This is a genomic window from Shewanella sp. HN-41 (assembly GCF_000217915.1).
In the GTDB taxonomy this organism is placed as follows: Bacteria; Pseudomonadota; Gammaproteobacteria; order Enterobacterales; family Shewanellaceae; genus Shewanella.
Window position 1 is genome coordinate 58,968 of the sequence record NZ_AFOZ01000013.1, and the last position, 21,550, is coordinate 80,517.

The following is a 21,550-nucleotide window of genomic DNA, read 5'->3' on the forward strand; positions in this document are numbered from 1 at the left end:
ATGCAAGGCGGCCTTAGGGTCGCCTTTTCTATTACGGGATTTATTCGGGCTCTGTCTCGGTAAGAATTTGGTTTTTTCGAGCGGATAATTGTTGCATTACGGTATCATTGTTTAGGATCAGCCCATTGAAATGGTCATTAATATTATTCATTTGGCTGACATAGTCCGGATCATCTTTTGTTTTGTTGCGCCAATAGCGTTGACGCTCTAGCTTTTGTAGTTCGCTAATCTTAAGTATCTCGAAGTAACTGTTTTCCTGTTTAAGCCGATAGAGTTCACTGTCGAGTAATTGCAGTAGTTTTTCCTTGGATAGGGTTTGGCTATTGAGCAGGGCTTGCAGCGGATCGACGGGCTTTTCTTGTTTGTCCGAATCAATTTCTGTGATGATCCCCAGCTGATACTCAAGTTTGTGTTGGCTATATTCCTGCGGGCAGGCGGTCTGGCTAAAGACGATTTTGTCGTCTTTACGGCATTTATAGACAGTATTTGCTTGGGTCACTGTCGGTAGCATAACGCAAATAAGGGTCAATATGAGTCTAGCCATTCGACTACAAATCCTTTGTATATTGGGTAATAGCTTAACTTAGCATATCGGCATGATGGTTGATGGAATTTGAGCCGTTGTACTATACAAAACACTATAACAGCAGATCTAATTGTTACTTAGAGTTAACATCTGTCATTACTATGGAGTAAGTTTAAAAATAATACCAGTTTTTTGACTATGGATATTTTTTGACGTTAGCCTATCTGTCACCAACGTGGGATGCTGCGATTAGGCATAAAAAAGGAGCCGAAGCTCCTTTTAACTGTGTGTAAAATTAACGGTCAAATCTTAAGTTATCGATAAGGCGAGCCTTACCTAAATATGCGGCCGCCAAAATCACCAGTGCTTTATCCTGGGGTTCTGCTTTGACTAAGGTGTAGGCGTGACGCACTTCCAAGTAATCCGGCGTAAAGCCTGCGGCGATAAGGCTCGCTTTAGCTTCAGCTGTAACTTGTTCGATACTCACACCTTGCTTGATGCCCTGCGCCATGGCATCTATGGCTTTCTTAAGCGCAGGTGCCACAGCTTTTTCTTCGGCCGTTAAATAGCCATTGCGCGAACTCATGGCAAGGCCAGAGTCTTCCCGTATTGTGTCTACCCCTATAATTTCAATAGGTAATGATAAATCTTCAACCATAGTTTTAATGACCAAGAGTTGTTGATAATCTTTATTACCAAATAGGGCTACATCGGGCTGCACTATGTTGAACAGTTTACAGACAATAGTGGCAACGCCGCGGAAATGCCCAGGACGGCTTGCGCCGCAGAGCACATCCGAAATACCTGGCACTTCAACATAGGTTTGTTGTGCTAATCCCTTGGGATAGATAACGGCAGGCGTCGGAGTGAATAGCAGCTTCGCCCCCGCAGCGGTGAGTGCTTGGCTGTCGGCTTCCAGTGTGCGTGGGTAGGCATCGAGGTCCTCGTTCTGGCCAAATTGCATTGGATTGACGAAAATCGATACCACCACATGGTCACACTTTTGTGCCGCTTGCTTCACTAAGGTGATATGTCCCTGATGGAGATTGCCCATGGTGGGCACAAAGGCGACTGTCTCGCCCTTGGCACGCCATGCACGCACTTGGGTGCGAATATCATCAATATGGGCGCTAGTGATCATTGGGCCTTACCTTGCATAAATCTGTTATTAGTTAAAAGTGTGCTCGTCACCGGGGAATGTTCCTTGGGCAACTTCATCGATATAAGCACGCACGGCCGAGCGAATTTCGCCGGTTTGTTTAAGGTAGTTTTTGGAGAATCGTGGAATATAACCACTTGAAATACCTAGTACATCATGCATTACTAAAATTTGCCCATCGGTCGATGCGCCGGCGCCAATGCCAATGACTGGAATGGTTAAGGCTTGGGTGATCGCCGCGGCGAGTGACGCGGGAATACATTCCACAACCAATAGTTGAGCACCTGCCGCTTCTAGCGCCTTAGCTTCGTCGAGGATGCGCTGGGCATTTTCGGCATCGCGGCCTTGGACTTTAAAGCCACCAAATACATGGACTGACTGAGGTGTTAAGCCTAAGTGAGCGCACACGGGGATACCGCGTTCGGTGAGCTTAGTGACGGTTTCGAGTAACCAGTGGCCACCTTCAACTTTGACCATATTGGCGCCCGCCTGCATTAACTCAGTGGCGTTGACCATAGCTTGTTCTGGCGTGGCATAACTCATAAAAGGCATGTCGGCGATCAGCAGGGCACGTTCGATGCCTCGGCGAACACAGCGGGTGTGGTAAGCGATATCGGCATTGGTCACGGGTAAGGTATCATCATGGCCTTGTAGAACCATTCCCAAAGAGTCGCCGACGAGCAGCACATCGACACCTTCGCCATCGAAGGCGCTGGCAAAACTGGCATCATAGGCTGTCAGTGCCGTGAATTTTCTACCTTCCTGTTTGTACTTCAACAGGGTTGAGCTAGTAATTTTAGACATATGGATGATCTTCAAACCAAATAGAAGTGGTGTTATAAGCTAACTGGGGACGGACTTCAATGATCAATGCCCAGTAGTTGTAACTCGGCCAAGATATTTTCACTGATAAGACTGCCAAGGGCAGTCTTACAGGGCAGGATAAGATCGGGAGCGATTGCGGCTAGTGGGACCAACACAAAGCTGCGCTCCTTCATACCGTAATGGGGGACTTTAAGCCTAGGCTCATCGATGATTTCATCGCCATATAATAGCAAGTCGAGATCTAAGGTTCTCGGTCCCCAGCGTTCTTTACGTACTCGTCCCTGTGTGTTTTCAATCTGTTGCAAGGCATCGAGAAGGGCCAGTGGTGCGAGATCCGTTTCAAAACTGGCTACCGCATTGACATAGTCGGGCTGGACGACATCCCCCATGGGTGCCGAGCAATAATAGGGGGAAACCTTTAAGCTATTTCCTAGGGCAAGGGCGGACAAGGCGACGGTGGCATTGTCCAATTGCGTCTTAGGATCCTCAAGATTAGCCCCTAGGGCGACAAACACTCGAGTCATTATTCTGCGGCTTTCGCTTTAGGTGCGCTAGGGCGGCGGCGACGGCGCTGGGTGGCGTTACGATTGCGATTCCCTAGCGCCTTATTACCGCTGCGCGCAATAGCCAAACGCTCGGTTTCATCGGCTTCGACAAACAGTTGCCACCAGGCGGCACTCTTAGCGACATTACCACCCTCGGCTTCGCCTCTAAGCAATAGCAAGTCATAGGCGGCCCTAAATTTGGGATGTTCCATCAGTTTAAAGGCACGGGTTCCTTGGCTGCGGTCAAAACGTAACTGCAACTGCCAAATGTCTTTTGCTGGCGTACTAAAACGACGTGGAATACTGATGGTTTGACATTGCTGCTCCATCACATCGCCCATGGCGGCAAAAAAGGCATCGTATAAGGTCAAACCGCTTTCAACGGCAATATCTTCGGCGCGTTGGCGCAGGGAATACCAAAGAATGGCGGCATAGAAGAAGGAAGGGGTGACGGGTTTATCTTCGTTGACCCGGCTGTCAGTGCTCTTCATGATGGCCTGCACCATCTTCATCGCTGGACCCTTTGGATCTTCTTTGAGTATCGCATCGACCTGTGGAAACAGCGGCGCGAATAGCTTGTATTCCTGCATCAGTTCGAAGTTGGCTAAGGCTTTGCCTGCAAAGAAGAGTTTGAGCACTTCTTCATACATACGTGCGGCGGGGATGTCCTTTAACAGCGGAGCCAACTGTTTGATAGGCTTAGCTGTGACTTCTTCGATACCCATGCTGAGTTTAGTGGCGAAACGCACCGCCCTTAGCATACGAACGGGATCTTCACGGTAACGGGTTTCAGGATCGCCAATCAGCCTTAAGGTGCCTGCTTTGAGGTCGCTCATACCACCGCCGTAGCAACGGATGGAGTAATCGCTGATATCGTAGTAGAGGGCGTTTACGGTAAAATCGCGGCGCTCGGCATCTTCATCAATTTCGCCATAGACGTTGTCGCGCAGTAAGCGGCCTTCGGCATTGGCCTTAGAGACTTTCTCGTTACTTTCACCGTGATGGCCACGGAAAGTCGCCACTTCGATGACATCGCGGCCAAAGACGATATGGGCAAGGCGGAAACGGCGGCCAACGACGCGGCAATTGCGAAACAGTTTTTTGATTTCCTCTGGCGTTGCGTTGGTCACAACGTCGAAATCCTTTGGCTCGAGCCCGAGGAGTAAATCACGCACACCGCCACCGACTAAATAGGCTTGAAAACCAGATTTATTTAGTCTGTACAATACTTTCAGTGCATTTTCGCTAATTTGTTTGCGGGAGATGGAATGGGCATCTCTTGGCACTAACTCCAAGCTTAAGGTACCGGAAGAAACTTCAGGGATTTGGGGTTCAATCTGAGCTGGAGTCGGAGCGGTCGTTTTAGGCGCGTCTTCAAATAGCTGCTTGCAGAATTGGCTGATACGGCGAAAAATGGGACACCTCGAAATATGATCTGTTATGTGATTAAAAATCTGGCGGCTATCATATACCAAATGCAGCCTAATGAGTATATCAGGGCTCGATCAGTATCTCAGATTGTTGCGGTATAGTGGAAAATTGAAACTGATCCACGGCTTGAGTGAGCATTTGTGCCACAGAACCTTGGGTCTCAACAGGTTGTTGGCCTAAAAATGCCAGTGCCGCATTTAGACTGGCTTGGGGATGTTGTTTGTCGATGGCCTGTGCATGGTTTTGTTTTGAAAGTTTAAATCCTGGTGTCAGGCAGGCGAGGGGTAAGTGTAACCACTCGGGCGCGGCTAAACCAAAGGTCTGATATAGACTTAATTGGCGACAACTGGCCTCAATTAGATCACAACCGCGCACCACTTCGGTGATCCCCTGATAGGCGTCATCCAGCACTACCGCGAGCTGGTAGGCATACAAGCCATCGCTGCGTTTAATGATAAAATCCTCCGCGGCAAATGGGGTATCGACGCAGATATGGCCCATTAAGTTGTCGTCAAATTCCTGGACTTGCGCCGTATTGACTATCCGTACCGCACCCGATACGTGGGCTTGTGGCAATCGGTGACAACGGCCGTCGTAGATACCACCCATGGCCTGAATGTGTTTGCGACTACACTGGCAGAAATAGGCTTTATCCTGGGCCAGTAAAAGATCGATGTGCGATTGGTAGGCCTCGGTGCGCTGGCTTTGATATAACACTGCGCCATCCCATTCCAAGCCATAGGCTTCTAAGGTGCGTAAAATATCATCTGCAGCGCCTCTGACCTCCCGTGGGGGATCAATATCTTCGATACGGATGAGCCATTGACCAGCGAGGGAACGGGCCCGTAAATAGCTACCAAGGGCGGCGATCAGTGAACCAAAATGTAGCGCACCCGAGGGGGAGGGCGCAAAACGGCCAACATAGGGCTGGTTACTTGGATGAAGCGTTAATGACATAGGCAATAGCATCTAGGCTGAGTGTAGGAAGCGCTAGCAAAAGTGGTGGTATTTTAGAGGGACACAAAGAGAAAAGCGAATCGAGGAATAAAATGAAGTGAGCGAGGCTTAAACTAGATGAAGTATCTAGCGTTTAGAAACAAGTAGGCGGGGAATCCCCGCCCAGTTCGGCAAATTAACCCGCCATTTGCTTCTCTTTGATCTCTGCAAGGGTTTTACAGTCGATACACTGATCGGCCGTTGGACGCGCTTCGAGACGGCGGATGCCGATTTCGATACCGCAGGAATCACAGAAGCCGAAATCGTCTTCTTCGATTTTTTGCAGTGTTTTTTCGATCTTCTTGATCAACTTACGCTCTCTGTCGCGGGCACGAAGTTCGAGACTGAACTCTTCTTCCTGTGCTGCACGGTCAACAGGATCGGGAAAGTTTGCTGCCTCATCCTGCATGTGACTCAGAGTACGGTCGACCTCTTCACGCAACTGATTGCGCCAAGCTTCAAGAATTGTCTTGAAGTGACCCAGTTGCTTAGCGTTCATATACTCCTCACCCGGCTTTTCCTGGTAGGGACTTACACCTGCGATAGCGAGTACGCCAAGTTTTTTGGTGCCTTCAGGCATAACGCATCTCCTGTAATCATTTGCGTTTGTAGGGCGTCCTTAAGAACGGCCGCTATCTATATCAGAATCTTTACAACGAGGCAAATTTTTCAGTTCGCCTTCATTGAAATTTATGACTATGTTCGCTAATTGAATTTAATTTTAAATTTACGGGATCTTAACATCATACTCGGACTGTGCATGCTTGGGCTAGGTGTATCTCTGAGGGGGATATTTCACAGCGATAGGCCAATACCTCTACTCCAGCTAAAACAGCCATTTTCAATAGCTTAGCATATTCAGGATCGATATGTTCTGCGGGGGCGACACTGAAAATCTGTGTGTGTTGTACCACAAAAAGCAACACCGCCCTGTACCCAAGGTTGGCCACTTGCATCAATTCCCGCAAATGTTTTTGACCGCGTAGACTCACCGCATCGGGGAAATAGCCTTGCCCCCCTTCGAGCAAAGTACAACTTTTGACTTCTATATAACAGGCGGATTTTTGAGCACTCTCGAGCAAAAGATCGATACGACTATTTTCATCCCCATATTTGACTTCACGCCTTAGGCTGTCATAACCCGCTAGTTCGCTGATCATGCCCAGCCTAATCGCTTCCTCCGCCAGCGCATTAGCATTCCCCGAATGTATGCCAATGAGTCCCCCCTCTTGAGTGCCCATCAGTTCCCAAGTGTGGGCATATTTGCGTTTAGAATTGGCGGAGGTTGAGAACCAGACAGGCTCGCCGGGAAAGAGGCAATTGCGCATCGAGCCCGTATTAGGGCAGTGGATTGTAATTTCAGAGCCATCGGCCAGTGCGATGTCAGCGAGAAAGCGCTTGTAACGCCTGAGTAATTTTCCCTGCTTTAGTGCTGGAGTAAAGCGCATGCCTTTGACCTGTATCGATAACCATTAGCCCAAAGACTAGCAAATTTCGCAAATGTTTACAGATTTTACCTGAGTAACTGCCGCCAATCGCTTTGCGTCGCAGGCGGCTAGCAGTAAACTGCCGCCATAAAGTTTGTTCTGATTGATTGTTCTAAAACGAATCGAAAAATAAGGATCCCTAATGAGTGAACTAAAAGTAACAGAATTAATGAAAGTGCGACTAACCAAAGAAGCGCCAGCTGCCCACTGGGGCAAGGCCGATGTGACTTTTAGTGTCGAAGGGGCGCACATTCATTTAGCGGGTGGCGATGAGCTGCGCCAAATTCAAATGGCGGCCCGTAAACTGCGCAGCCAAGGTATTAGCAGTGTGGTCTTAGAAGGACAGCTTTGGGATCTGAACACTCAATGGGTGTTTGCACAGGGTTTTGCGACGGCTAAAACGGGTTATCAAATTCAATGGTGTGGTGATGATTCAGTGCAAGCCGAGTTACAACGTCGCTTAGAAGTGGCGACCTTTGCCCGTCAACTGATCAACGACACCCCTGAAAACCTATCACCGGTAAAACTTGCGCAACAAGCGGCCAAATGGTTGGCCGATATCGGTGGCGACAAGGTGAACTATCGGATTATCGAAGGCGAAGCACTGCTCGAAGAACAGTGGATTGGTATCCATGCAGTGGGTCGCGGCAGTGAGCGTCCACCGGCAATGTTAGAGTTAGACTTCAATCCATTAGCTGCCGATGCAGCTGTGTCTGTGGCGCTTGTGGGCAAAGGTATTACCTTCGACTCAGGCGGTTACAGCATCAAAGCCTCTGAAGGTATGCTGGGGATGAAATGCGATATGGGCGGCGCGGCGACTGTGACGGCCGCACTCGGCTTAGCCATTAAATCTGGTCTAAACAAACGGGTTAAACTCTTCTTATGCTGTGCTGAAAACCTGATCAGCGGCCGCGCCTACAAGTTAGGCGATATCCTGACCTACAAGAATGGCGTAACAGTGGAAGTAGTGAACACAGATGCGGAAGGCCGCTTAGTGTTGGCCGATGGTCTGCAAGCAGCCTCTGCCACGGGTGCGCCTTTTATTATCGACGCCGCAACCTTAACTGGCGCCGCTGTGATGGCAGTTGGCTCTAACTACAATGCGATTTTCTCGCCACAGGCGGATGTGTTGCAACTGGCCCAACAAAAAGCGACCAGTGTTGCCGAGCGCGTATGGCCGCTGCCACTGGATCCTTGGCATAAAGAGATGTGCCCATCGGCCTATGCGGATACGGCAAACAGTCGTCCGGTCAAAGGCGGTGGTGCAGGTGGTGCTTCCAATGCCGCAGGTTTTCTATGGCGCTTTGTATCCGCCGAAGCTAAATGGCTACATGTCGATTTAGCGGCCGCCTTTGAAGATTCGGCTTCTGCACTGTGGGGCGCGGGTGCCACCACCCACGGCGTACTGACCATTAGCGAGCTGATTAAGGGTTAAGCATTCGCTAATTGAGCTTAGCGAGTCGCAATACTCTGTGATTTAACACCGCCTTCGGGCGGTTTTTTCTTGTATAAAATCTATCAATAAGCAGTATAGAGTATTTGCGTGTTTATATTATGATTCAGAAGGTTAGTTATTCGATTTGGCTGAGATGATTAATCGGGGAAGACTATGCTAAGGATACGAAAGGCGACTCAATTAGATGCTCAGGCCTGCTGGGATATCCGCAATGCAGCCATCAATAAAGGCTGCGCCGGATTTTATGCTGCGGGCGATCTGATTATTTGGACCGAAGGCGAACTGACCGAGCAATTTAGTCGTATCGTCGATGCACATTTTTATGTGGCAGAGCTACTTACGGATGCGTCGTTGGATAAAAAGGTTGTAGGCACTGCCATGTTAGATGAACCCTATGCCCAGTTAGAAGCATTGTTTGTCTCCCCCGATGCCATGGGGCTTGGCGTGGGTAAGGCGCTGTTAACGTTTATTGAATCTATGGCTTTTAATCAGGGTATTGCTCAGCTCAGGTTGGAATCGACTTTAAATGCGGTTGATTTCTATCGCCACTGTGGTTTTGGTGGCGAAGGCTTAGAGGAGGATTCTGTCTATTGCTCACCCCGCGGCATCGCCTTGGAATGTAAGGTGATGTATAAGAATCTAGGACGGCCTTCGGCATGCTAGGACGCTCGCAAGCTCGCGGCTAGGGCGCAGCAAAAAACGCTGCAGCTAGAATCTAGGGCGTTGCTTTGCAACTGTTAGGAAGCTTGGTTGCTAGAACCTAGAACCTAGAACCTAGAACCTAGAACCTAGAATCTAGAACCTAGAACCTAGAATCTAGAACCTAGAACCTAGAACCTAGAACCTAGAACCTAGAACCTAGAACCTAGAACCTATGTTGTTAAAGGTTGCTGGCATACTCAAGGGAATCAACAGATCAAGATGGGGGAATTCACTCCCAAGAGTATGCCAACTATCGTTCTTTCGCCTGAAATCCCGATGTCGGCAAGATTAACGTCTATGGCTTAAATCAAACTTAATCTATTGCTAAAAAAGACTTTATTTCATTAACCTTTAGTCAAATCTCACAAAAAATATCCTGTATCTTAATTTGCCTCAGGGCTATTAAGTTGTTGGCGTTTTTCCATCAAATCCTTGATCAATGGTGTCAGGATCAACTCCATTGCGAGGGACATTTTTCCGCCGGGGACAACGAGAGTGTTAACTCGTGACATAAAAGAGCCTTGGATCATACTCAGGAAAAAGGGAAAATCGACATTGTTAATACCACGGAAACGGATTACCACAAAGCTCTCGTCTAGGCTCGGAATATCTTTTGCACTGAAAGGGTTAGAGGTATCGACCGTAGGAACCCGTTGGAAGTTGATATGGGTGCGGGAGAACTGTGGTGTCATATGCTTAATGTAATCGTCCATGCTGCGGACAATGGAGCCCATGACCTTTTCACGGCTATGGCCGCGTTCAGAGGTGTCGCGAATAATCTTTTGGATCCACTCTAAGTTAACAATGGGCACCATGCCGATAAGCAAGTCTACGTGTTGGGCGACATTGGCATCCGCCGTCACTACGCCGCCGTGTAGACCTTCGTAATAGAGCATATCGGTATTTTCTGGAAGCGGCCGCCATTGGGTAAATGTGCCGGGCATTTGATTAAAAGGCACCGCCTCGTCAAAGGTGTGCAAATAGCTGCGGGTTTCGCCTTGGCCTGTGGCACTGTAATCGCGAAAGCATTGTTCTAAACGGGCAAAGTTATTGGCCTCTGGGCCGAAGTAACTGAGGTTGCGGTTTTCGGCTTGGGATTTGCGGATCATCACTTCCATTTCAGCGCGAGTGTAATGGTGAAAACTGTCACCCTCGACAAAGGCTGCATTGATCCCGAGCTGGCGAAAAATATGGCTAAAGGCGGTGGTAGTCGTGGTAGTTCCCGCGCCTGATGAGCCTGTAACTGCAATAATGGGATGTTTTGCTGACATTTTTTCTACCTAGCTGGAAACCAAAAGAGCCGCTTATGGTAAGCGATAAAACCACGAGTTCTATTTATACGGTACAGTGGCTGTGTGGGTCAATCTTGCCGTTTGGTAATTTGATCTGCCGAACGTATGGCAAAGGATTCGTCATCCTCACTGTATTCTAACACTAGCTTACCTTGCTTAAGTGCTTGTTGACATTGAACTATCGCTTGGGATAATTCCTGCTCATCGAGGCTGGCAAAACTGCCATCCTCCACTTGGCCAAACAGATATTCACGGATCAAATTCATCAATGTTTCATTTGGCAATTGTAAAAGGGCTTCATAGGGAACAAGCATAGGGTTTCCTTGTGGCAAAGGTTTAATGATCATCACCGAGTAAAAAATCTAAAATACGCCGTTCGAGGTAGTAACGGGGTTTCCATGGGGTGCCACCCTCGATAAAGCCGACATGGCCACCATAGGCGTGTAATTCATATTCAACATGTTCAGACACTTGGCTAGGGTGTGGGATGACATCGTCGGTCATAAAGGGGTCGTCCTTGGCGTGCAGTATCAGTGTGGGTTTAGTGATGCGACTGACAAAGGGCAAACCACTGGCTCGGGCGTAGTAGTCGTCAACACTCGCAAAACCGTGTAGCGGTGCTGTGACTTTGTCATCGAATTCATAGAAAGTATGCAGCTGGGCGACTTGCATCTGGTTTAGGGGAATGGTGCTGGCTAAATCCGGATCTGCTAATTTCCCGCTAATTTTTTGTTGTAACTGTTTGATTAAATGGCTTTGATACACTTTTGAAAAGCCATTCTCTAAGCGTTTAGCACAGGCTGATAATTGTAGCGGTGCCGAGACGACGACGGCTCGGGTCAATAGACTCTCATCTCGATATTCACCTTGGTATTTAGTCAATACATTGCCACCTAAACTGTAACCTACGGCGAGTAGAGGTGATTGCGGATAGGTTTGTTGCAGTTTCAATAAGCTAAACTGCAAATCATCCGTGTCCCCACTGTGGTAACTGCGGGCGAGGCGATTGCTTTCACCGGAACAACTTCTATGGTGATGCACTACCGCTGTGAGTTGCTTCTCCTTGCAGGCGAGGAGTAAGCGTCTGGCATAATGTGACTGGGAACTCCCCTCTAAACCATGGATGATAACCACAATGGGCGCGCCTTCCTGTGGTGAGCCTTGCCAGTCTAGATCGATAAAATCGCCATCGGGTAGCTCTATACGTTGCCTTTGCAGCACTGGTTTGGCCACTTTAGTGAAGACGGGCAAAATCGTTTGTATATGAGGGCTCTTGGCCCACCAAGGCGGTATAAAGGTATTTAACATGGGATTTTATCTTGGTATCGACTATTGCTGAAAATTAAAACGTATGTTTAATTTAGATCCGCGGCTATTGTAGCACAATTGTTTATTACTAAACGTTTTAGGAGAACTAGATGAATAGACGTACCTTTTTACTGGGCACGTTTGCCGGAACGGCGGCATTAGCCTTAGGGGTCAATCTCTATTCTCCGGAGTTTAGTGTGCCCGATGAGGATGAAGCTAAAGACTACCGTTTGTTATTTAGCGTGCTCTTGCCCGTGATGCTGGAAGGGGCGCTACCCGATGTGGCGACTCACAAACTGGCGGCGCAGAACCGCACCTTAGATGCGATCAATCAATCGATTTCTGTGCTGCCGGATGAGCAACAAGCCGAGTTATTTGAACTCTTAGCTATGCTCGAAAATCGTCTAGGGCTATTGGTGTTGACCTCGAGCATGACGCCACTGCTCCTGCGCTCACCCACCGAATTAGCCCAAATGCTTGAGCGTTGGCGCCACAGCTATTTTGCCCTCCTGCAAACGGCTTATTTAGGTTTGAGGGAACTGGTGATGGCAAGTTATTACGCTTGCCCCGAACATTGGGGTCGTCTGCACTATGCCAAGCCGGAGTTATTTAAGTCCTAAAGCTGTTTTGCATCATTAAAACTAATACAGTCCAAATCAATCGATAACAAGATTTCCTGCGGCAATGGAGCACAAAACTTGGCAATCATAGATCCCATAGTGAATGGTTTAAATTCGGGTTGGTTACATACCGATGCCAGTCAACTACAAGAAAATCAAAGCTTTGAAGCTGATGTCATCATAGTCGGTACTGGCGCCGGTGGTGGTGTTGCGGCTGAAATTCTCACCCAAGCTGGGCTTAGCGTGATCATGATTGAGGCGGGGCCGCTAAAATCTTCTAGTGATTTTAATATGGAAGAGCGGACCGCGTATCCCAATTTGTACCAGCAGGCTGCGGCGATGAAAACCGCCGACAAGGCCATTGGTATTTTTCAGGGCCGCGCCGTGGGGGGCTCGACAACGGTGAATTGGACTACCTCGATTCGTACCCCGACTGAGGCTTTAGCCTTTTGGGAGCAACATAAATCGGTAGCAGGATTAAATCGTGAGAGCTTAGATCCCTGGTTTGCGCAGATGGAACAGCGGCTTAATATCCATGAGTGGAATTACGAGCCTAACCGTAATAATGGGGCATTAAAACAAGGTTGTATCAATCTGGGCTGGGATTACACCGTTATCAAACGCAATGTGGCGGGCTGTTGGAATACGGGATATTGCGGCATGGGCTGCCCCGTCAATGCAAAACAATCTATGTTAATCACGACCATTCCTGCGGCATTGGATAAAGGTGCGCAGTTGATCAGTCGGGCAAGAGTCGTCAAGATTGAACACCACAATGGCCAAGTATTGGCCCTAAAAGCGCAGGCCTTGGATGTGAATTTAAGACCTACTTCAGTTGAGCTGTTATTTAAAGCTAAGCATTATATTTTGAGTGCTGGCGCTATCCATACACCGACCCTGATGATGCGCTCCCAAGTGCCCGATCCCCACAAACTTTTGGGTAAACGTACCTTCTTACATCCCACCTTACTCTCTGGCGGCGTGTTTGCCGATGCGATAAATGCCCATAGTGGCGCGCCTCAATCTATCTATTCCGATGAATTTGTATGGCGAGATGGTGCCGAGGGTGAGCTGGGGTATAAACTCGAAGTCCCCCCCGTGCATCCGATATTAATCTCTTCAAAAACATTGGGCTATGGCACGAGCCACGCCGAGTTAATGTCGCAATTTAACCAACTGCAGGTCACTATTGCCTTAGTTAGAGATGGCTATCACCCCGATAGCCAAGGTGGACAAGTGCATTTGACTTCGACGGGCTTTGCCTTGGATTATCCATTGACCGATGCGTTTTGGCGTGCGGCGCGGCGCGCCTATGCCAGCATGGCTGAATTACAATTTTCTGCGGGGGCATTAAAAGTGCTGCCGATCAGTGATGGCATGCCATATCTCACCTCTTGGCAGGATGCTAAAGAAAGTATCGCCCAGATGTCACTGGCACCACTGCGTACCGTGGTTGCTTCGGCCCATGTGATGGGAGGCTGTCCCTTTGGTGAGGATGAAAAGCTTTCAATGGTCAATAGTTACGGCCAGTCGCACTATCTTGAAAATCTGTCGGTGATGGATGGATCTATTTTCCCCACCAGTTTAGGGGCCAACCCCCAGTTGTCTATTTATGGTATTACCGCCCGTAATGCAACCGCATTGGCGCAAAGGCTAACCGACGGTCGAGAGCATAGATAAATAAACCGAGGCACCTATGAAACAAGAGCAAGGCTTAGAAGGTGGCTGTTTATGTGGCGCTATTCGTTATCGGATTGAAGGTTTGCCCTTCGATGCCGATTATTGCCATTGTCGTATGTGCCAAAAGAGCATCGGTGCCGTGTTTGGTGCTTGGATGGATTTTAAGTTACCGCAGGTGGTCTGGCTTAAGGGGCAAGTGACGGAGTTTGCTTCCTCTGATAGTGTCAGGCGGGGCTTTTGCCAGCAATGTGGTTGTTCGCTCACCTACAGGCATACCCAATACCCAGATTATTTAACCTTAACCATTGCCAGCTTAGATAATCCAAGCAGTATTAAACCGAATTACCATATTTATACCGATAATCAGGTGAGTTGGTTAACTATTGAGGACAATTGCAAACGTTATCCCCAAGGCCGCAGCACCTGACCTTGGGTTTGCTAGGGGATATATATTGCAAGAAGCATCGAGCTAAGGGGCGATCAGGCCAAGTTGCTTCACATCCCCTTCACCCAGCCCAAATAAACTCAGATAACTCACTAAATTTGTCTGGCGACCATTGGGTGATAGTCCATTGATAATCTTCAAAATAGTACGCTGAGCTTTACGTTCTATCATCAGTTCTACATTGAGCATTTGCTGATATTCGTCTTCGTTTAGGCTCGCTTTTACAAGGCGACGAAGGCGGCGATAGGGCGTGAGAAACTTTTCATCCCATTCGTTCACTGCGACTACTAATCGCTGCCACTGCTCAACGCTGTATTCCCTCGGGCCCGCGACATCTAGGGTGATATCTAAATACTGTGCCAGCAGTAACAGATTCACATTGACTCGGCAGCTGTCCTGCAAATCGAGACACAGAGCCTTATTTTGCCCATAACTCATATCACACCAATGCCAAATATGGCCGTCTAACTGAATTACATCCGACATACTATTTCCTTGTACGTTAGGCTTAAGGCGTAGATTATGGACTACTGGGCCATAACCTCAAGCTCCATTGAATCAATTTCTTCTTGTAACTCAAGCCATTGCATTTCACTTTCTTCTAAGGTTTGCGTCAAACTGGTGCGCTCATTCAGTACGGCAGTGAGTTTGGTTTTATTGTCTTGCTCATATAATTCACCATCGGCCAGTAAATGTTCTAGTTCGGCGAGGCGTTCACTGAGCTTTTGCTGATCGGTTTCTAGCTTGGCTTGCTTACGTTTAAGGGGCGACACTTTTTGGCGGATCTCCGCCTCTAGGCGCTTTTGCTGCTTCTTATCGGCAGCGGGCTTAGTGTCATCGCTATTATTGGTTTGATTTGCGTTGGCCTTGGCCGCGTCGAGCAGCCATTGATGGTAATCCTCAAGATCACCCTCGAAGGCGCGAACTTCACCTTGATCAACCAGATAGTAATCGCTACAGGTTAACCGCAGCAAGTGGCGATCATGGGACACGATAACCATTGCGCCTTCAAAGGTTTGCAATGCCATGGTAAGCGCATGGCGCATTTCTAGATCTAAGTGGTTGGTCGGTTCGTCGAGCAATAGCAAGTTAGGGCGTTGCCACACTAACAGCGCGAGCACTAAACGGGCCTTCTCACCGCCGGAAAAAGGCCGCACGGGTGAGAGCGCCATATCGCCATTAAAGCCAAAACCGCCTAAGAAGTTACGCAATTCCTGCTCGCGGGCATTCGGCGCCAGACGCACTAAATGCTGCATCGGCGTATCATCGAGGCGTAAAAATTCGATTTGATGCTGGGCAAAGTAGCCGATATTGACGCCAGGATTAGGTTCATACAAACCTGTCATTGGCGATAATTGACCCGATAACAGCTTAATTAATGTCGATTTACCTGCGCCATTTCGGCCTAGCAACCCAATACGGGCACCGGGCACTAAGTTTAAATGCACTTTGCTAAGGATTTGCTTATCGCCATATCCCACTGCCACTTGTTCCATTTTTATCAATGGATTGGGTAGGGCTTCTGGAGCACGAAACTCCATATAAAAGGGGCTGTCGGCCTGGGATGGTAGCAGCTCAGTCATGCGCTCGAGTGCCTTTAAGCGGCTCTGGGCTTGCTTCGCCTTACTGGCCTTGTAGCGGAAACGGTCAACGAAGGACTGCATATGCGCCCGTTCCTTTTGTTGACGCTCGAAGGCCACCTGTTGCTGTGACATGCGTTCGGCGCGAATACGTTCGAAGGCGCTGTAATTACCTTTATAGAAATTGAGTTTTTGATTTTCAACATGGACGATTTCATCGACGATTTCATCGATAAAGTCCCTATCGTGGCTGATTAAAACCAAGGTACCTTGATAGGATTTAATCCAACCTTCGAGCCAGTACATGGTATCTAGGTCTAAGTGGTTGGTGGGTTCGTCGAGCAGTAACAAGTCCGAGCGGCACAGTAGTGCTTGGGCTAAGTTGAGGCGCATACGCCAACCGCCCGAAAAGCTCTTAACAGGATTGCTTTGCTCGGCTTCGCTAAAGCCCAAACCCGCCAGCAGTGCACCCGCGCGGGCGCGAATAGCATAACCACCGATAGCATCGATTTTACCGTGCAAGGTCGCAATGGCATGGCCATCATTTTGCTCTTGAGCCGTGTGTAAGTCGGCTTCTAGCTGGCGATATTCTTTATCACCATCAAGCACATATTCTAAGGCTGAGATGTCAAGTGCAGGTGTTTCCTGGGCAACGGTGGCGATTTGCCAGCCCGATGGCAGGCTAAACTCACCTTTGTCTAGGCTTAAGTGACCTAAAATTAATGCGAGCAATGAGGACTTACCCGTGCCATTGGCACCGACTAGCCCGACTTTATGGCCCGGGTAAATCGTGAGAGAAGCTTCATCTAGCAGGGTTTTGCTGCCGCGGATTAATTGCGCTTGGTTGATGCTGATCATTAACTACAACTTGGTAAGAACGTGAATTCGTCAGGGCATGGATAATAGCCTACATGGCCATCGCAGACCATAGCTAGTGTCTTTATTAGTCAGGTAAATCCTTAAGTGATGTGTGCTTGCTTTAGGATTTGACCTTAGGCTTTGCCTCAAACGGCTTGCCGTTAAGGTAAGGCTGGTAATCGATAGGGAGTGTGGCAAAATAGCGGCAATTTTTATGACCTAGCCCCAAGGGCTAACGATTTGGTCCAAGATATGACAACGACAAAAATCAAAAAGCGCTTCGTTGCTGGCGCAAAGTGCCCTAAATGCGGTGCTAAAGACAGCATCTTATTGTTTAAAGAACATGGTATTGAAACCGTTGAATGCACTGAGTGCGATTACCGCGAGCAGCAAACCGATGAAAAGGTAGCTGAAAAAGCCACAGGCGCAGTGATAGGGGTGTTTAAACCTGACTAGGTTTGGCTTCGCTGGTCGCCTTTAAAAGCTAGCTCCTAAAAGACATCACCGATGTGCAGTGTCGATTGGCATTATTACTCCAGTGACACGCCGGCTATTGTTTTTAAAATAAGCTCCCTGAGGGCTCGACGGTGGCATCTGCTGTATATGGCTCTTGATTACAAGAATCGAATGTTGCGATCACATGGTCAATAATGTTCCAGACATTATAATGACATTCCCCATATCCCTATGGATCTGATGTGAAAGAGCGGCCATGCCACCGACGGTCACTTCCGTAATAATGCCAATCCTAACTAACCCTCTCGCTGCTCGTTCACCTAAACAGCTATTGCTCCAAAGTGATTTATCTACTTAGTGAATGTATAAACTGGTGGTGTAAGATTGCCAGTATCTTAGTCATTAGACGGCAATCGGCTATTGCAAAAAATCGATGTTCGGTATTTACTGCGAGCGGATATGAATCAATAGCTTATAAATAAGACTATTTTGAGTTAGTTAAAGTAAATAAGGAAATGACTATGTTTATGTTTCTTGGATGGCTAATTTTGGCAATTCTAGTGGGTGTATATGCGAACACTAAAGGTCGATCTGGATTGGGATTTTTCCTTCTCGCGGTCGTTTTCTCTCCACTTATAGGATTTATCATTGCATTAGTTATGTCACCAGTAAAAGGAGTGATTGAAGCCAATGCCATTCAATCCGGTGATATGAAAAAATGTCCAGATTGCGCTGAATTAGTCAAAGCAGAAGCGAAGATTTGCAAACATTGTCGTGCAGAGCTTGCGTGATTTTTAAGGTTATCTAAGAAAATTGACGCATAAAAAGCTAGCACTTGCTAGCTTTTTTATTCTTAGGAAGAAAATTTAAACACCCTATTACCATTGCCGCCGCGTTGTTTGGCGTGCTTTACTTTTTTGAAAAAGTGAGTGGCGATGATGCCTGTTTAAGGAAAAATTATGACTCTTATTGTTTTAACTTGGGTGGCTTGATTTATTCCTTTCTAGCCCGATTTACTCTTATGGATTTTAGTCTCTAGGGCTGTAGTCTAATTCAGTTAACCACTACACCAAGGGATTGAATAACATACTCGACAAAGTGAGTTATCAAGGCCGATTCAGCCCGTCGCTGAGTATAAAGGGCGTAAAAGTTTGCGCCTTTTGGGCGATAGGCTGGCAATACTTCGCGAACGATACCCTGTTCTAACTCGTCGGCTACCAGATAACGAGGCAGTTGTGCTATCCCAAACCCCTGCAACATGGCTGCGTGAATCGCTTGTTTGTTACTAAAAGCCAGCTCACCGGCAACTTTCACTGCCAATTCTTTACCATTATCCAATAAGGTCCATTGCTCATAGCGTGAATAGTCGGTGCATCGGGTGATTAGACTATGCGTCTGTAAATCCCTTGGATGAGTTAATGGCGGATATTGTAAAAGGTAAGTATCAGCCGCACATAGGACCATTTCATCTTGGGCAATGAAACGTGCCATATAGGGTTCGTTGTTTAGCTCTGTACTGCGAAATGCCACATGGATATTGTCTCTTTGCAAGTCTGATTTGAGGTTACTGAAGTCAGTTATCAAACGTACCTGAGGGTGACTCGCCCGAAACTTAAGCAGTACTGGGGTTAACATTATTTCTCCCCATAGGGTGGGGGCTGTGATGCGAAGCTCACCGCAGAGTGAGTTGCGGCGATTGTGTAATCCATCGATTAATTGCTCGTGTAGCGTAATCATCTGCTCTGCTTGACGATAGGTCAATTCACCAGCGTCCGTTAGATGGAGTTTACGAGTAGTGCGATTGAGTAATACGGTTCCTAAGGTGTGCTCTAAATACTTGAGGTCTTTTGAGGCTTTACTGGGAGTTATCCCTAGGTGCTCGGCTGCCAAAGCGAAGGAGTCGAATCGGACTATGGTGACCAACAGACGCATTAGATAAAGAGTGTCTAGTTTGTGATTATTCATTATTGTGTCCTGTTGGGCGTTAATGTCTTTCCTGTTGTTCTGATTATATCTTATTCGGCATGGGTTACAGTGTGCTAAATCTCATTGCTTAACTGGATAGACAAATGCACAAAGATTTAAATGATGAGTTTCACTTTATTAAAGCAGGGATGCGGCTTAAAAATCGCGTAGTACTCGCTCCTCTTACTCATAATATGAGCGCTAAAAATGGTGATCCAAGCCAAGCTGAACTTGACTGGCTTGCACGCTGTGCCCGTGGTGGGTTTGGATTAATTATTGCCGCCGCAACTCAGGTATGGCCTGGCGGTCGTTGCTGGTCAGGACAACCCGCGCTTATGACCCTTTCGCAGCAGAATGCTTTTTCGACCTTAGCAAAAACAGCGAGTGAAAATGAAGCGCTGGTATTAGTGCAGCTTCATCATGGCGGGGTAAGGGCTATGCCTGAACTGAATGCCGGATCACCCTTCGGCCCTAGCGGTGAGCAATCTGGCGGTCGTTACGCTCTTGGGGTGACTGAGCTTAAGGATAATGATATCCGTGAGCTTATAGAGGCGTTCATCCGAGCTGCACAACGTGTTTATGACGCGGGTTTGCATGGCGTTGAATTGCACGCAGCACATAACTTCTTACTGTGTAACTTCCTCAACCCCAAACTGAATCGGCGAACTGACCAGTGGGGAGGTAGTGTGCAAAATCGAGCTCGGTTTTTAATCGAGATAGTTAGGGGGATCCGTGCGCGGATGCCACGCCAGTTTTTAATTGGGGTAAGGCTATCGCCAGAGAGTTATGCCAATGTGGTTGGGACCGAACTGGATAATCAGTTAGCTGTTACCCGCTTGCTGGCAGCTGAAGATATTGATTATGTGCATTATTCCATGGGAGACACATTTAAATCCGTTAACGGTCAGGTTGGAGTGGACTTGTTGACCGAGTTGAGTCGAGCCATTCCTGACGATATCCCTATGATGGTTGCAGGAAACATTCGGGATGCTAGAGGCGCCAAGCTGGCACTAACAGGTGGCGCAGATTTGGTGGCCATTGGCACCGCCGCTTTAGGTAATCCTGACTGGGTTAAGAAGGTCGATAAGGGAATAGCATTAGTTTGTCCACCTTATAGCGAGTCATGGATGCTCGATCAGGGTTTCACCTCAGCAGCGCTTGAGTATCTGAGGACTATGACTGGTGTGGTTAAGCGAGTTAAGGAAGCATGATGTCTGAGTGGATGCTGCTATTGATGTTTATTCCTACCTTTTTTCTGATATCGATATCTCCAGGTCTGTGTATGATGCTTGCCTTGAGTTACGGTGCCAGTTTGGGGGTTAAGAGAGCACTTTGGGTGATTTTTGGTGAGGTCCTTGGGGTATCACTTATCGCTCTGACAGCCTTGTTGGGTTATACCCGAGTGCTGGTTGAATATCCTGTATTTATGCAAGTGTTTAAATATGTGGGCGCTTGTTATCTTTTATGGATGGGAATTAGCGGTTGGCGGGATGCCAAAGTTAATACTGCCACTATGCAGGTGGATTGTCGTAGTGCTGAATTAATATTGCGGGGCTTCTCGGTTGCGATTTCTAATCCTAAGTCTTGGATATTTCTAATGACATTGCTGCCACCCTTTATTAATCCTGCTTTGCCATTGGGTGTGCAAACGTTGCTCTTTATCAGCATGATCGCACTGATTGAATGTTTCAACTTATTGATTTATGCCTATGGGGGATACAAGGTCAACAGACTGTTGTTAGCTCAGGGGCGGGGTGAGATATTAGGCCGGATTTCGGCACTAATGATGATCAGTATTGCGGTGTTTTGGCTCATTAGCAGTTAATTGAAGGTCTTGTTCCGTTGAGTTAAATCCCTCCTATTAGCGGTATTGGTTCACTGTGCCACGACATGAAGGCTGAATATCACTTCACGGTTGTAGTAGCTCTTAGCGTTAGTTTGCAAAAGGTCTATATAGGCTCCACCTAGTGGTTAATCCTTATCCTCTTATTTAACAGCCTACCATTCTATTTTTTCGAATGTTTAGGCCGTTATTTCGCGTTATTTTTTGGTGAATTTCCTTGTTATTCTGCCTACATCAGCAAAGCGTTTGCGTTTGGTATTAGCTGCCAGATGCTCTAGCTATCTAAATAGTCGATTCGATCACTTTGTAGGGCGATTAGGGTATCGGTAAGCAGGTCCTCTGCGCCATGGATGGCGCGGTGGAGCCCTCAGGGAAG

The 21,550-nt window shown here is 47.7% G+C and carries 23 protein-coding genes; 9 read left to right on the top strand and 14 right to left on the bottom strand.

The window, feature by feature from the left end; translation table 11 throughout:
• Positions 1–40: 40 nt before the first annotated feature.
• From SOHN41_RS01865 to sfsA, 8 genes are all read right to left on the bottom strand, one after another.
• On the bottom strand, positions 41–544 hold the full coding sequence (locus SOHN41_RS01865) for a hypothetical protein (RefSeq protein ID WP_007644940.1): 504 nt from the start codon (positions 542–544) through the stop codon (positions 41–43).
• A gap of 277 nt (positions 545–821) precedes the next feature.
• On the bottom strand, positions 822–1,667 hold the full coding sequence (gene panC / locus SOHN41_RS01870) for a pantoate--beta-alanine ligase (RefSeq protein WP_007644941.1): 846 nt from the start codon (positions 1,665–1,667) through the stop codon (positions 822–824).
• Between the two features lie 27 nt (positions 1,668–1,694).
• Complete coding sequence (gene panB, locus SOHN41_RS01875) at positions 1,695–2,489, bottom strand: 3-methyl-2-oxobutanoate hydroxymethyltransferase (protein ID WP_007644943.1); 795 nt, start codon at positions 2,487–2,489, stop codon at positions 1,695–1,697.
• A gap of 56 nt (positions 2,490–2,545) precedes the next feature.
• Entirely contained in the window at positions 2,546–3,034 is a 489-nt protein-coding gene (gene folK / locus SOHN41_RS01880) for a 2-amino-4-hydroxy-6-hydroxymethyldihydropteridine diphosphokinase (protein ID WP_037457846.1), read from the bottom strand.
• Positions 3,034–4,530, bottom strand: a complete 1,497-nt coding sequence (locus SOHN41_RS01885) for a polynucleotide adenylyltransferase PcnB (RefSeq protein ID WP_037457848.1) — start codon at positions 4,528–4,530, stop codon at positions 3,034–3,036. Before SOHN41_RS01885 ends, folK begins: the two co-directional genes overlap by 1 nt.
• Positions 4,531–4,549: 19 nt before the next feature.
• Positions 4,550–5,443 carry a tRNA glutamyl-Q(34) synthetase GluQRS gene (gene gluQRS / locus SOHN41_RS01890; RefSeq protein WP_037457849.1) on the bottom strand — a complete coding sequence of 298 codons (894 nt, stop codon included), beginning with the start codon at positions 5,441–5,443 and terminating at the stop codon, positions 4,550–4,552.
• Positions 5,444–5,618: 175 nt separating this feature from the next.
• Positions 5,619–6,062, bottom strand: coding sequence for an RNA polymerase-binding protein DksA (gene dksA / locus SOHN41_RS01895; RefSeq protein WP_007644947.1), 444 nt, complete (start codon positions 6,060–6,062; stop codon positions 5,619–5,621).
• 163 nt (positions 6,063–6,225) lie between these two features.
• On the bottom strand, positions 6,226–6,930 hold the full coding sequence (gene sfsA / locus SOHN41_RS01900; protein ID WP_007644949.1) for a DNA/RNA nuclease SfsA: 705 nt from the start codon (positions 6,928–6,930) through the stop codon (positions 6,226–6,228).
• Positions 6,931–7,111: 181 nt separating this feature from the next.
• On the opposite strand from sfsA, the gene pepB reads away from it, so the two are divergent.
• Complete coding sequence (pepB, locus tag SOHN41_RS01905) at positions 7,112–8,404, top strand: aminopeptidase PepB (RefSeq protein WP_007644951.1); 1,293 nt, start codon at positions 7,112–7,114, stop codon at positions 8,402–8,404.
• A gap of 174 nt (positions 8,405–8,578) precedes the next feature.
• A complete protein-coding gene (locus SOHN41_RS01910) occupies positions 8,579–9,088 on the top strand; it encodes a GNAT family N-acetyltransferase (RefSeq protein WP_007644953.1) in 510 nt (169 codons plus the stop codon).
• 422 nt (positions 9,089–9,510) lie between these two features.
• Here SOHN41_RS01910 and SOHN41_RS01915 read toward each other — a convergent pair whose 3' ends face one another.
• The 3 genes from SOHN41_RS01915 to SOHN41_RS01925 form a co-directional block, all read right to left on the bottom strand.
• Complete coding sequence (locus SOHN41_RS01915) at positions 9,511–10,398, bottom strand: phosphoribulokinase (protein ID WP_007644954.1); 888 nt, start codon at positions 10,396–10,398, stop codon at positions 9,511–9,513.
• Positions 10,399–10,487: 89 nt separating this feature from the next.
• Positions 10,488–10,733 carry a YheU family protein gene (locus SOHN41_RS01920; RefSeq protein WP_007644955.1) on the bottom strand — a complete coding sequence of 82 codons (246 nt, stop codon included), beginning with the start codon at positions 10,731–10,733 and terminating at the stop codon, positions 10,488–10,490.
• A 22-nt stretch (positions 10,734–10,755) separates the two neighbouring features.
• A complete protein-coding gene (locus SOHN41_RS01925) occupies positions 10,756–11,727 on the bottom strand; it encodes a hydrolase (protein ID WP_007644956.1) in 972 nt (323 codons plus the stop codon).
• A 110-nt stretch (positions 11,728–11,837) separates the two neighbouring features.
• Between SOHN41_RS01925 and SOHN41_RS01930 the strand changes: the two genes are divergently transcribed.
• The 3 genes from SOHN41_RS01930 to SOHN41_RS01940 all read left to right on the top strand — a co-directional run bounded on the left by SOHN41_RS01930 (position 11,838) and on the right by SOHN41_RS01940 (position 14,454).
• On the top strand, positions 11,838–12,347 hold the full coding sequence (locus tag SOHN41_RS01930; protein WP_007644957.1) for a hypothetical protein: 510 nt from the start codon (positions 11,838–11,840) through the stop codon (positions 12,345–12,347).
• Positions 12,348–12,425: 78 nt separating this feature from the next.
• A complete protein-coding gene (locus SOHN41_RS01935) occupies positions 12,426–14,027 on the top strand; it encodes a GMC family oxidoreductase (RefSeq protein WP_007644958.1) in 1,602 nt (533 codons plus the stop codon).
• Positions 14,028–14,043: 16 nt separating this feature from the next.
• Complete coding sequence (locus SOHN41_RS01940) at positions 14,044–14,454, top strand: GFA family protein (protein WP_007644959.1); 411 nt, start codon at positions 14,044–14,046, stop codon at positions 14,452–14,454.
• 42 nt (positions 14,455–14,496) lie between these two features.
• On the opposite strand, the gene SOHN41_RS01945 is transcribed toward SOHN41_RS01940, so the two are convergent.
• Together SOHN41_RS01945 and SOHN41_RS01950 are read right to left on the bottom strand one after the other, a co-directional pair.
• Positions 14,497–14,958 carry a DUF2390 domain-containing protein gene (locus SOHN41_RS01945; protein WP_007644961.1) on the bottom strand — a complete coding sequence of 154 codons (462 nt, stop codon included), beginning with the start codon at positions 14,956–14,958 and terminating at the stop codon, positions 14,497–14,499.
• Positions 14,959–14,999: 41 nt separating this feature from the next.
• On the bottom strand, positions 15,000–16,910 hold the full coding sequence (locus tag SOHN41_RS01950) for an ABC transporter ATP-binding protein (RefSeq protein ID WP_007644963.1): 1,911 nt from the start codon (positions 16,908–16,910) through the stop codon (positions 15,000–15,002).
• 252 nt (positions 16,911–17,162) lie between these two features.
• On the opposite strand from SOHN41_RS01950, the gene SOHN41_RS01955 reads away from it, so the two are divergent.
• Complete coding sequence (locus SOHN41_RS01955; RefSeq protein ID WP_037457901.1) at positions 17,163–17,366, top strand: YheV family putative zinc ribbon protein; 204 nt, start codon at positions 17,163–17,165, stop codon at positions 17,364–17,366.
• A 521-nt stretch (positions 17,367–17,887) separates the two neighbouring features.
• Entirely contained in the window at positions 17,888–18,157 is a 270-nt protein-coding gene (locus SOHN41_RS01960) for a hypothetical protein (RefSeq protein WP_050801810.1), read from the top strand.
• Positions 18,158–18,419: 262 nt separating this feature from the next.
• Here SOHN41_RS01960 and SOHN41_RS01970 read toward each other — a convergent pair whose 3' ends face one another.
• Positions 18,420–19,331: a LysR family transcriptional regulator gene (locus SOHN41_RS01970; RefSeq protein ID WP_007644971.1), complete on the bottom strand. Its 912-nt coding sequence runs from the start codon at positions 19,329–19,331 to the stop codon at positions 18,420–18,422.
• 104 nt (positions 19,332–19,435) lie between these two features.
• On the opposite strand from SOHN41_RS01970, the gene SOHN41_RS01975 reads away from it, so the two are divergent.
• Both SOHN41_RS01975 and SOHN41_RS01980 read left to right on the top strand, forming a co-directional pair.
• Positions 19,436–20,542: an NADH:flavin oxidoreductase gene (locus SOHN41_RS01975; RefSeq protein WP_007644973.1), complete on the top strand. Its 1,107-nt coding sequence runs from the start codon at positions 19,436–19,438 to the stop codon at positions 20,540–20,542.
• Positions 20,542–21,156: a LysE family translocator gene (locus SOHN41_RS01980; RefSeq protein WP_007644975.1), complete on the top strand. Its 615-nt coding sequence runs from the start codon at positions 20,542–20,544 to the stop codon at positions 21,154–21,156. Before SOHN41_RS01975 ends, SOHN41_RS01980 begins: the two co-directional genes overlap by 1 nt.
• The last annotated feature ends 394 nt before the right edge of the window (positions 21,157–21,550 follow it).

Excerpts from the sequence above, each read along its gene's own strand:
- sfsA (WP_007644949.1), bottom strand. The coding sequence starts at position 6,930 with ATGCGCTTTACTCCAGCACTAAAGCAGGGAAAATTACTCAGGCGTTAC.
- SOHN41_RS01950 (WP_007644963.1), bottom strand. The coding sequence starts at position 16,910 with ATGATCAGCATCAACCAAGCGCAATTAATCCGCGGCAGCAAAACCCTG.
- SOHN41_RS01910 (WP_007644953.1), top strand. The coding sequence starts at position 8,579 with ATGCTAAGGATACGAAAGGCGACTCAATTAGATGCTCAGGCCTGCTGG.
- SOHN41_RS01960 (WP_050801810.1), top strand. The coding sequence starts at position 17,888 with ATGTTTATGTTTCTTGGATGGCTAATTTTGGCAATTCTAGTGGGTGTA.
- SOHN41_RS01915 (WP_007644954.1), bottom strand. The coding sequence starts at position 10,398 with ATGTCAGCAAAACATCCCATTATTGCAGTTACAGGCTCATCAGGCGCG.
- SOHN41_RS01945 (WP_007644961.1), bottom strand. The coding sequence starts at position 14,958 with ATGTCGGATGTAATTCAGTTAGACGGCCATATTTGGCATTGGTGTGAT.
- SOHN41_RS01925 (WP_007644956.1), bottom strand. The coding sequence starts at position 11,727 with ATGTTAAATACCTTTATACCGCCTTGGTGGGCCAAGAGCCCTCATATA.
- dksA (WP_007644947.1), bottom strand. The coding sequence starts at position 6,062 with ATGCCTGAAGGCACCAAAAAACTTGGCGTACTCGCTATCGCAGGTGTA.
- pepB (WP_007644951.1), top strand. The coding sequence starts at position 7,112 with ATGAGTGAACTAAAAGTAACAGAATTAATGAAAGTGCGACTAACCAAA.
- folK (WP_037457846.1), bottom strand. The coding sequence starts at position 3,034 with ATGACTCGAGTGTTTGTCGCCCTAGGGGCTAATCTTGAGGATCCTAAG.
- SOHN41_RS01980 (WP_007644975.1), top strand. The coding sequence starts at position 20,542 with ATGTCTGAGTGGATGCTGCTATTGATGTTTATTCCTACCTTTTTTCTG.
- gluQRS (WP_037457849.1), bottom strand. The coding sequence starts at position 5,443 with ATGTCATTAACGCTTCATCCAAGTAACCAGCCCTATGTTGGCCGTTTT.
- SOHN41_RS01975 (WP_007644973.1), top strand. The coding sequence starts at position 19,436 with ATGCACAAAGATTTAAATGATGAGTTTCACTTTATTAAAGCAGGGATG.
- SOHN41_RS01940 (WP_007644959.1), top strand. The coding sequence starts at position 14,044 with ATGAAACAAGAGCAAGGCTTAGAAGGTGGCTGTTTATGTGGCGCTATT.
- SOHN41_RS01930 (WP_007644957.1), top strand. The coding sequence starts at position 11,838 with ATGAATAGACGTACCTTTTTACTGGGCACGTTTGCCGGAACGGCGGCA.
- SOHN41_RS01970 (WP_007644971.1), bottom strand. The coding sequence starts at position 19,331 with ATGAATAATCACAAACTAGACACTCTTTATCTAATGCGTCTGTTGGTC.
- SOHN41_RS01920 (WP_007644955.1), bottom strand. The coding sequence starts at position 10,733 with ATGCTTGTTCCCTATGAAGCCCTTTTACAATTGCCAAATGAAACATTG.
- panC (WP_007644941.1), bottom strand. The coding sequence starts at position 1,667 with ATGATCACTAGCGCCCATATTGATGATATTCGCACCCAAGTGCGTGCA.
- SOHN41_RS01955 (WP_037457901.1), top strand. The coding sequence starts at position 17,163 with ATGACAACGACAAAAATCAAAAAGCGCTTCGTTGCTGGCGCAAAGTGC.
- SOHN41_RS01865 (WP_007644940.1), bottom strand. The coding sequence starts at position 544 with ATGGCTAGACTCATATTGACCCTTATTTGCGTTATGCTACCGACAGTG.
- panB (WP_007644943.1), bottom strand. The coding sequence starts at position 2,489 with ATGTCTAAAATTACTAGCTCAACCCTGTTGAAGTACAAACAGGAAGGT.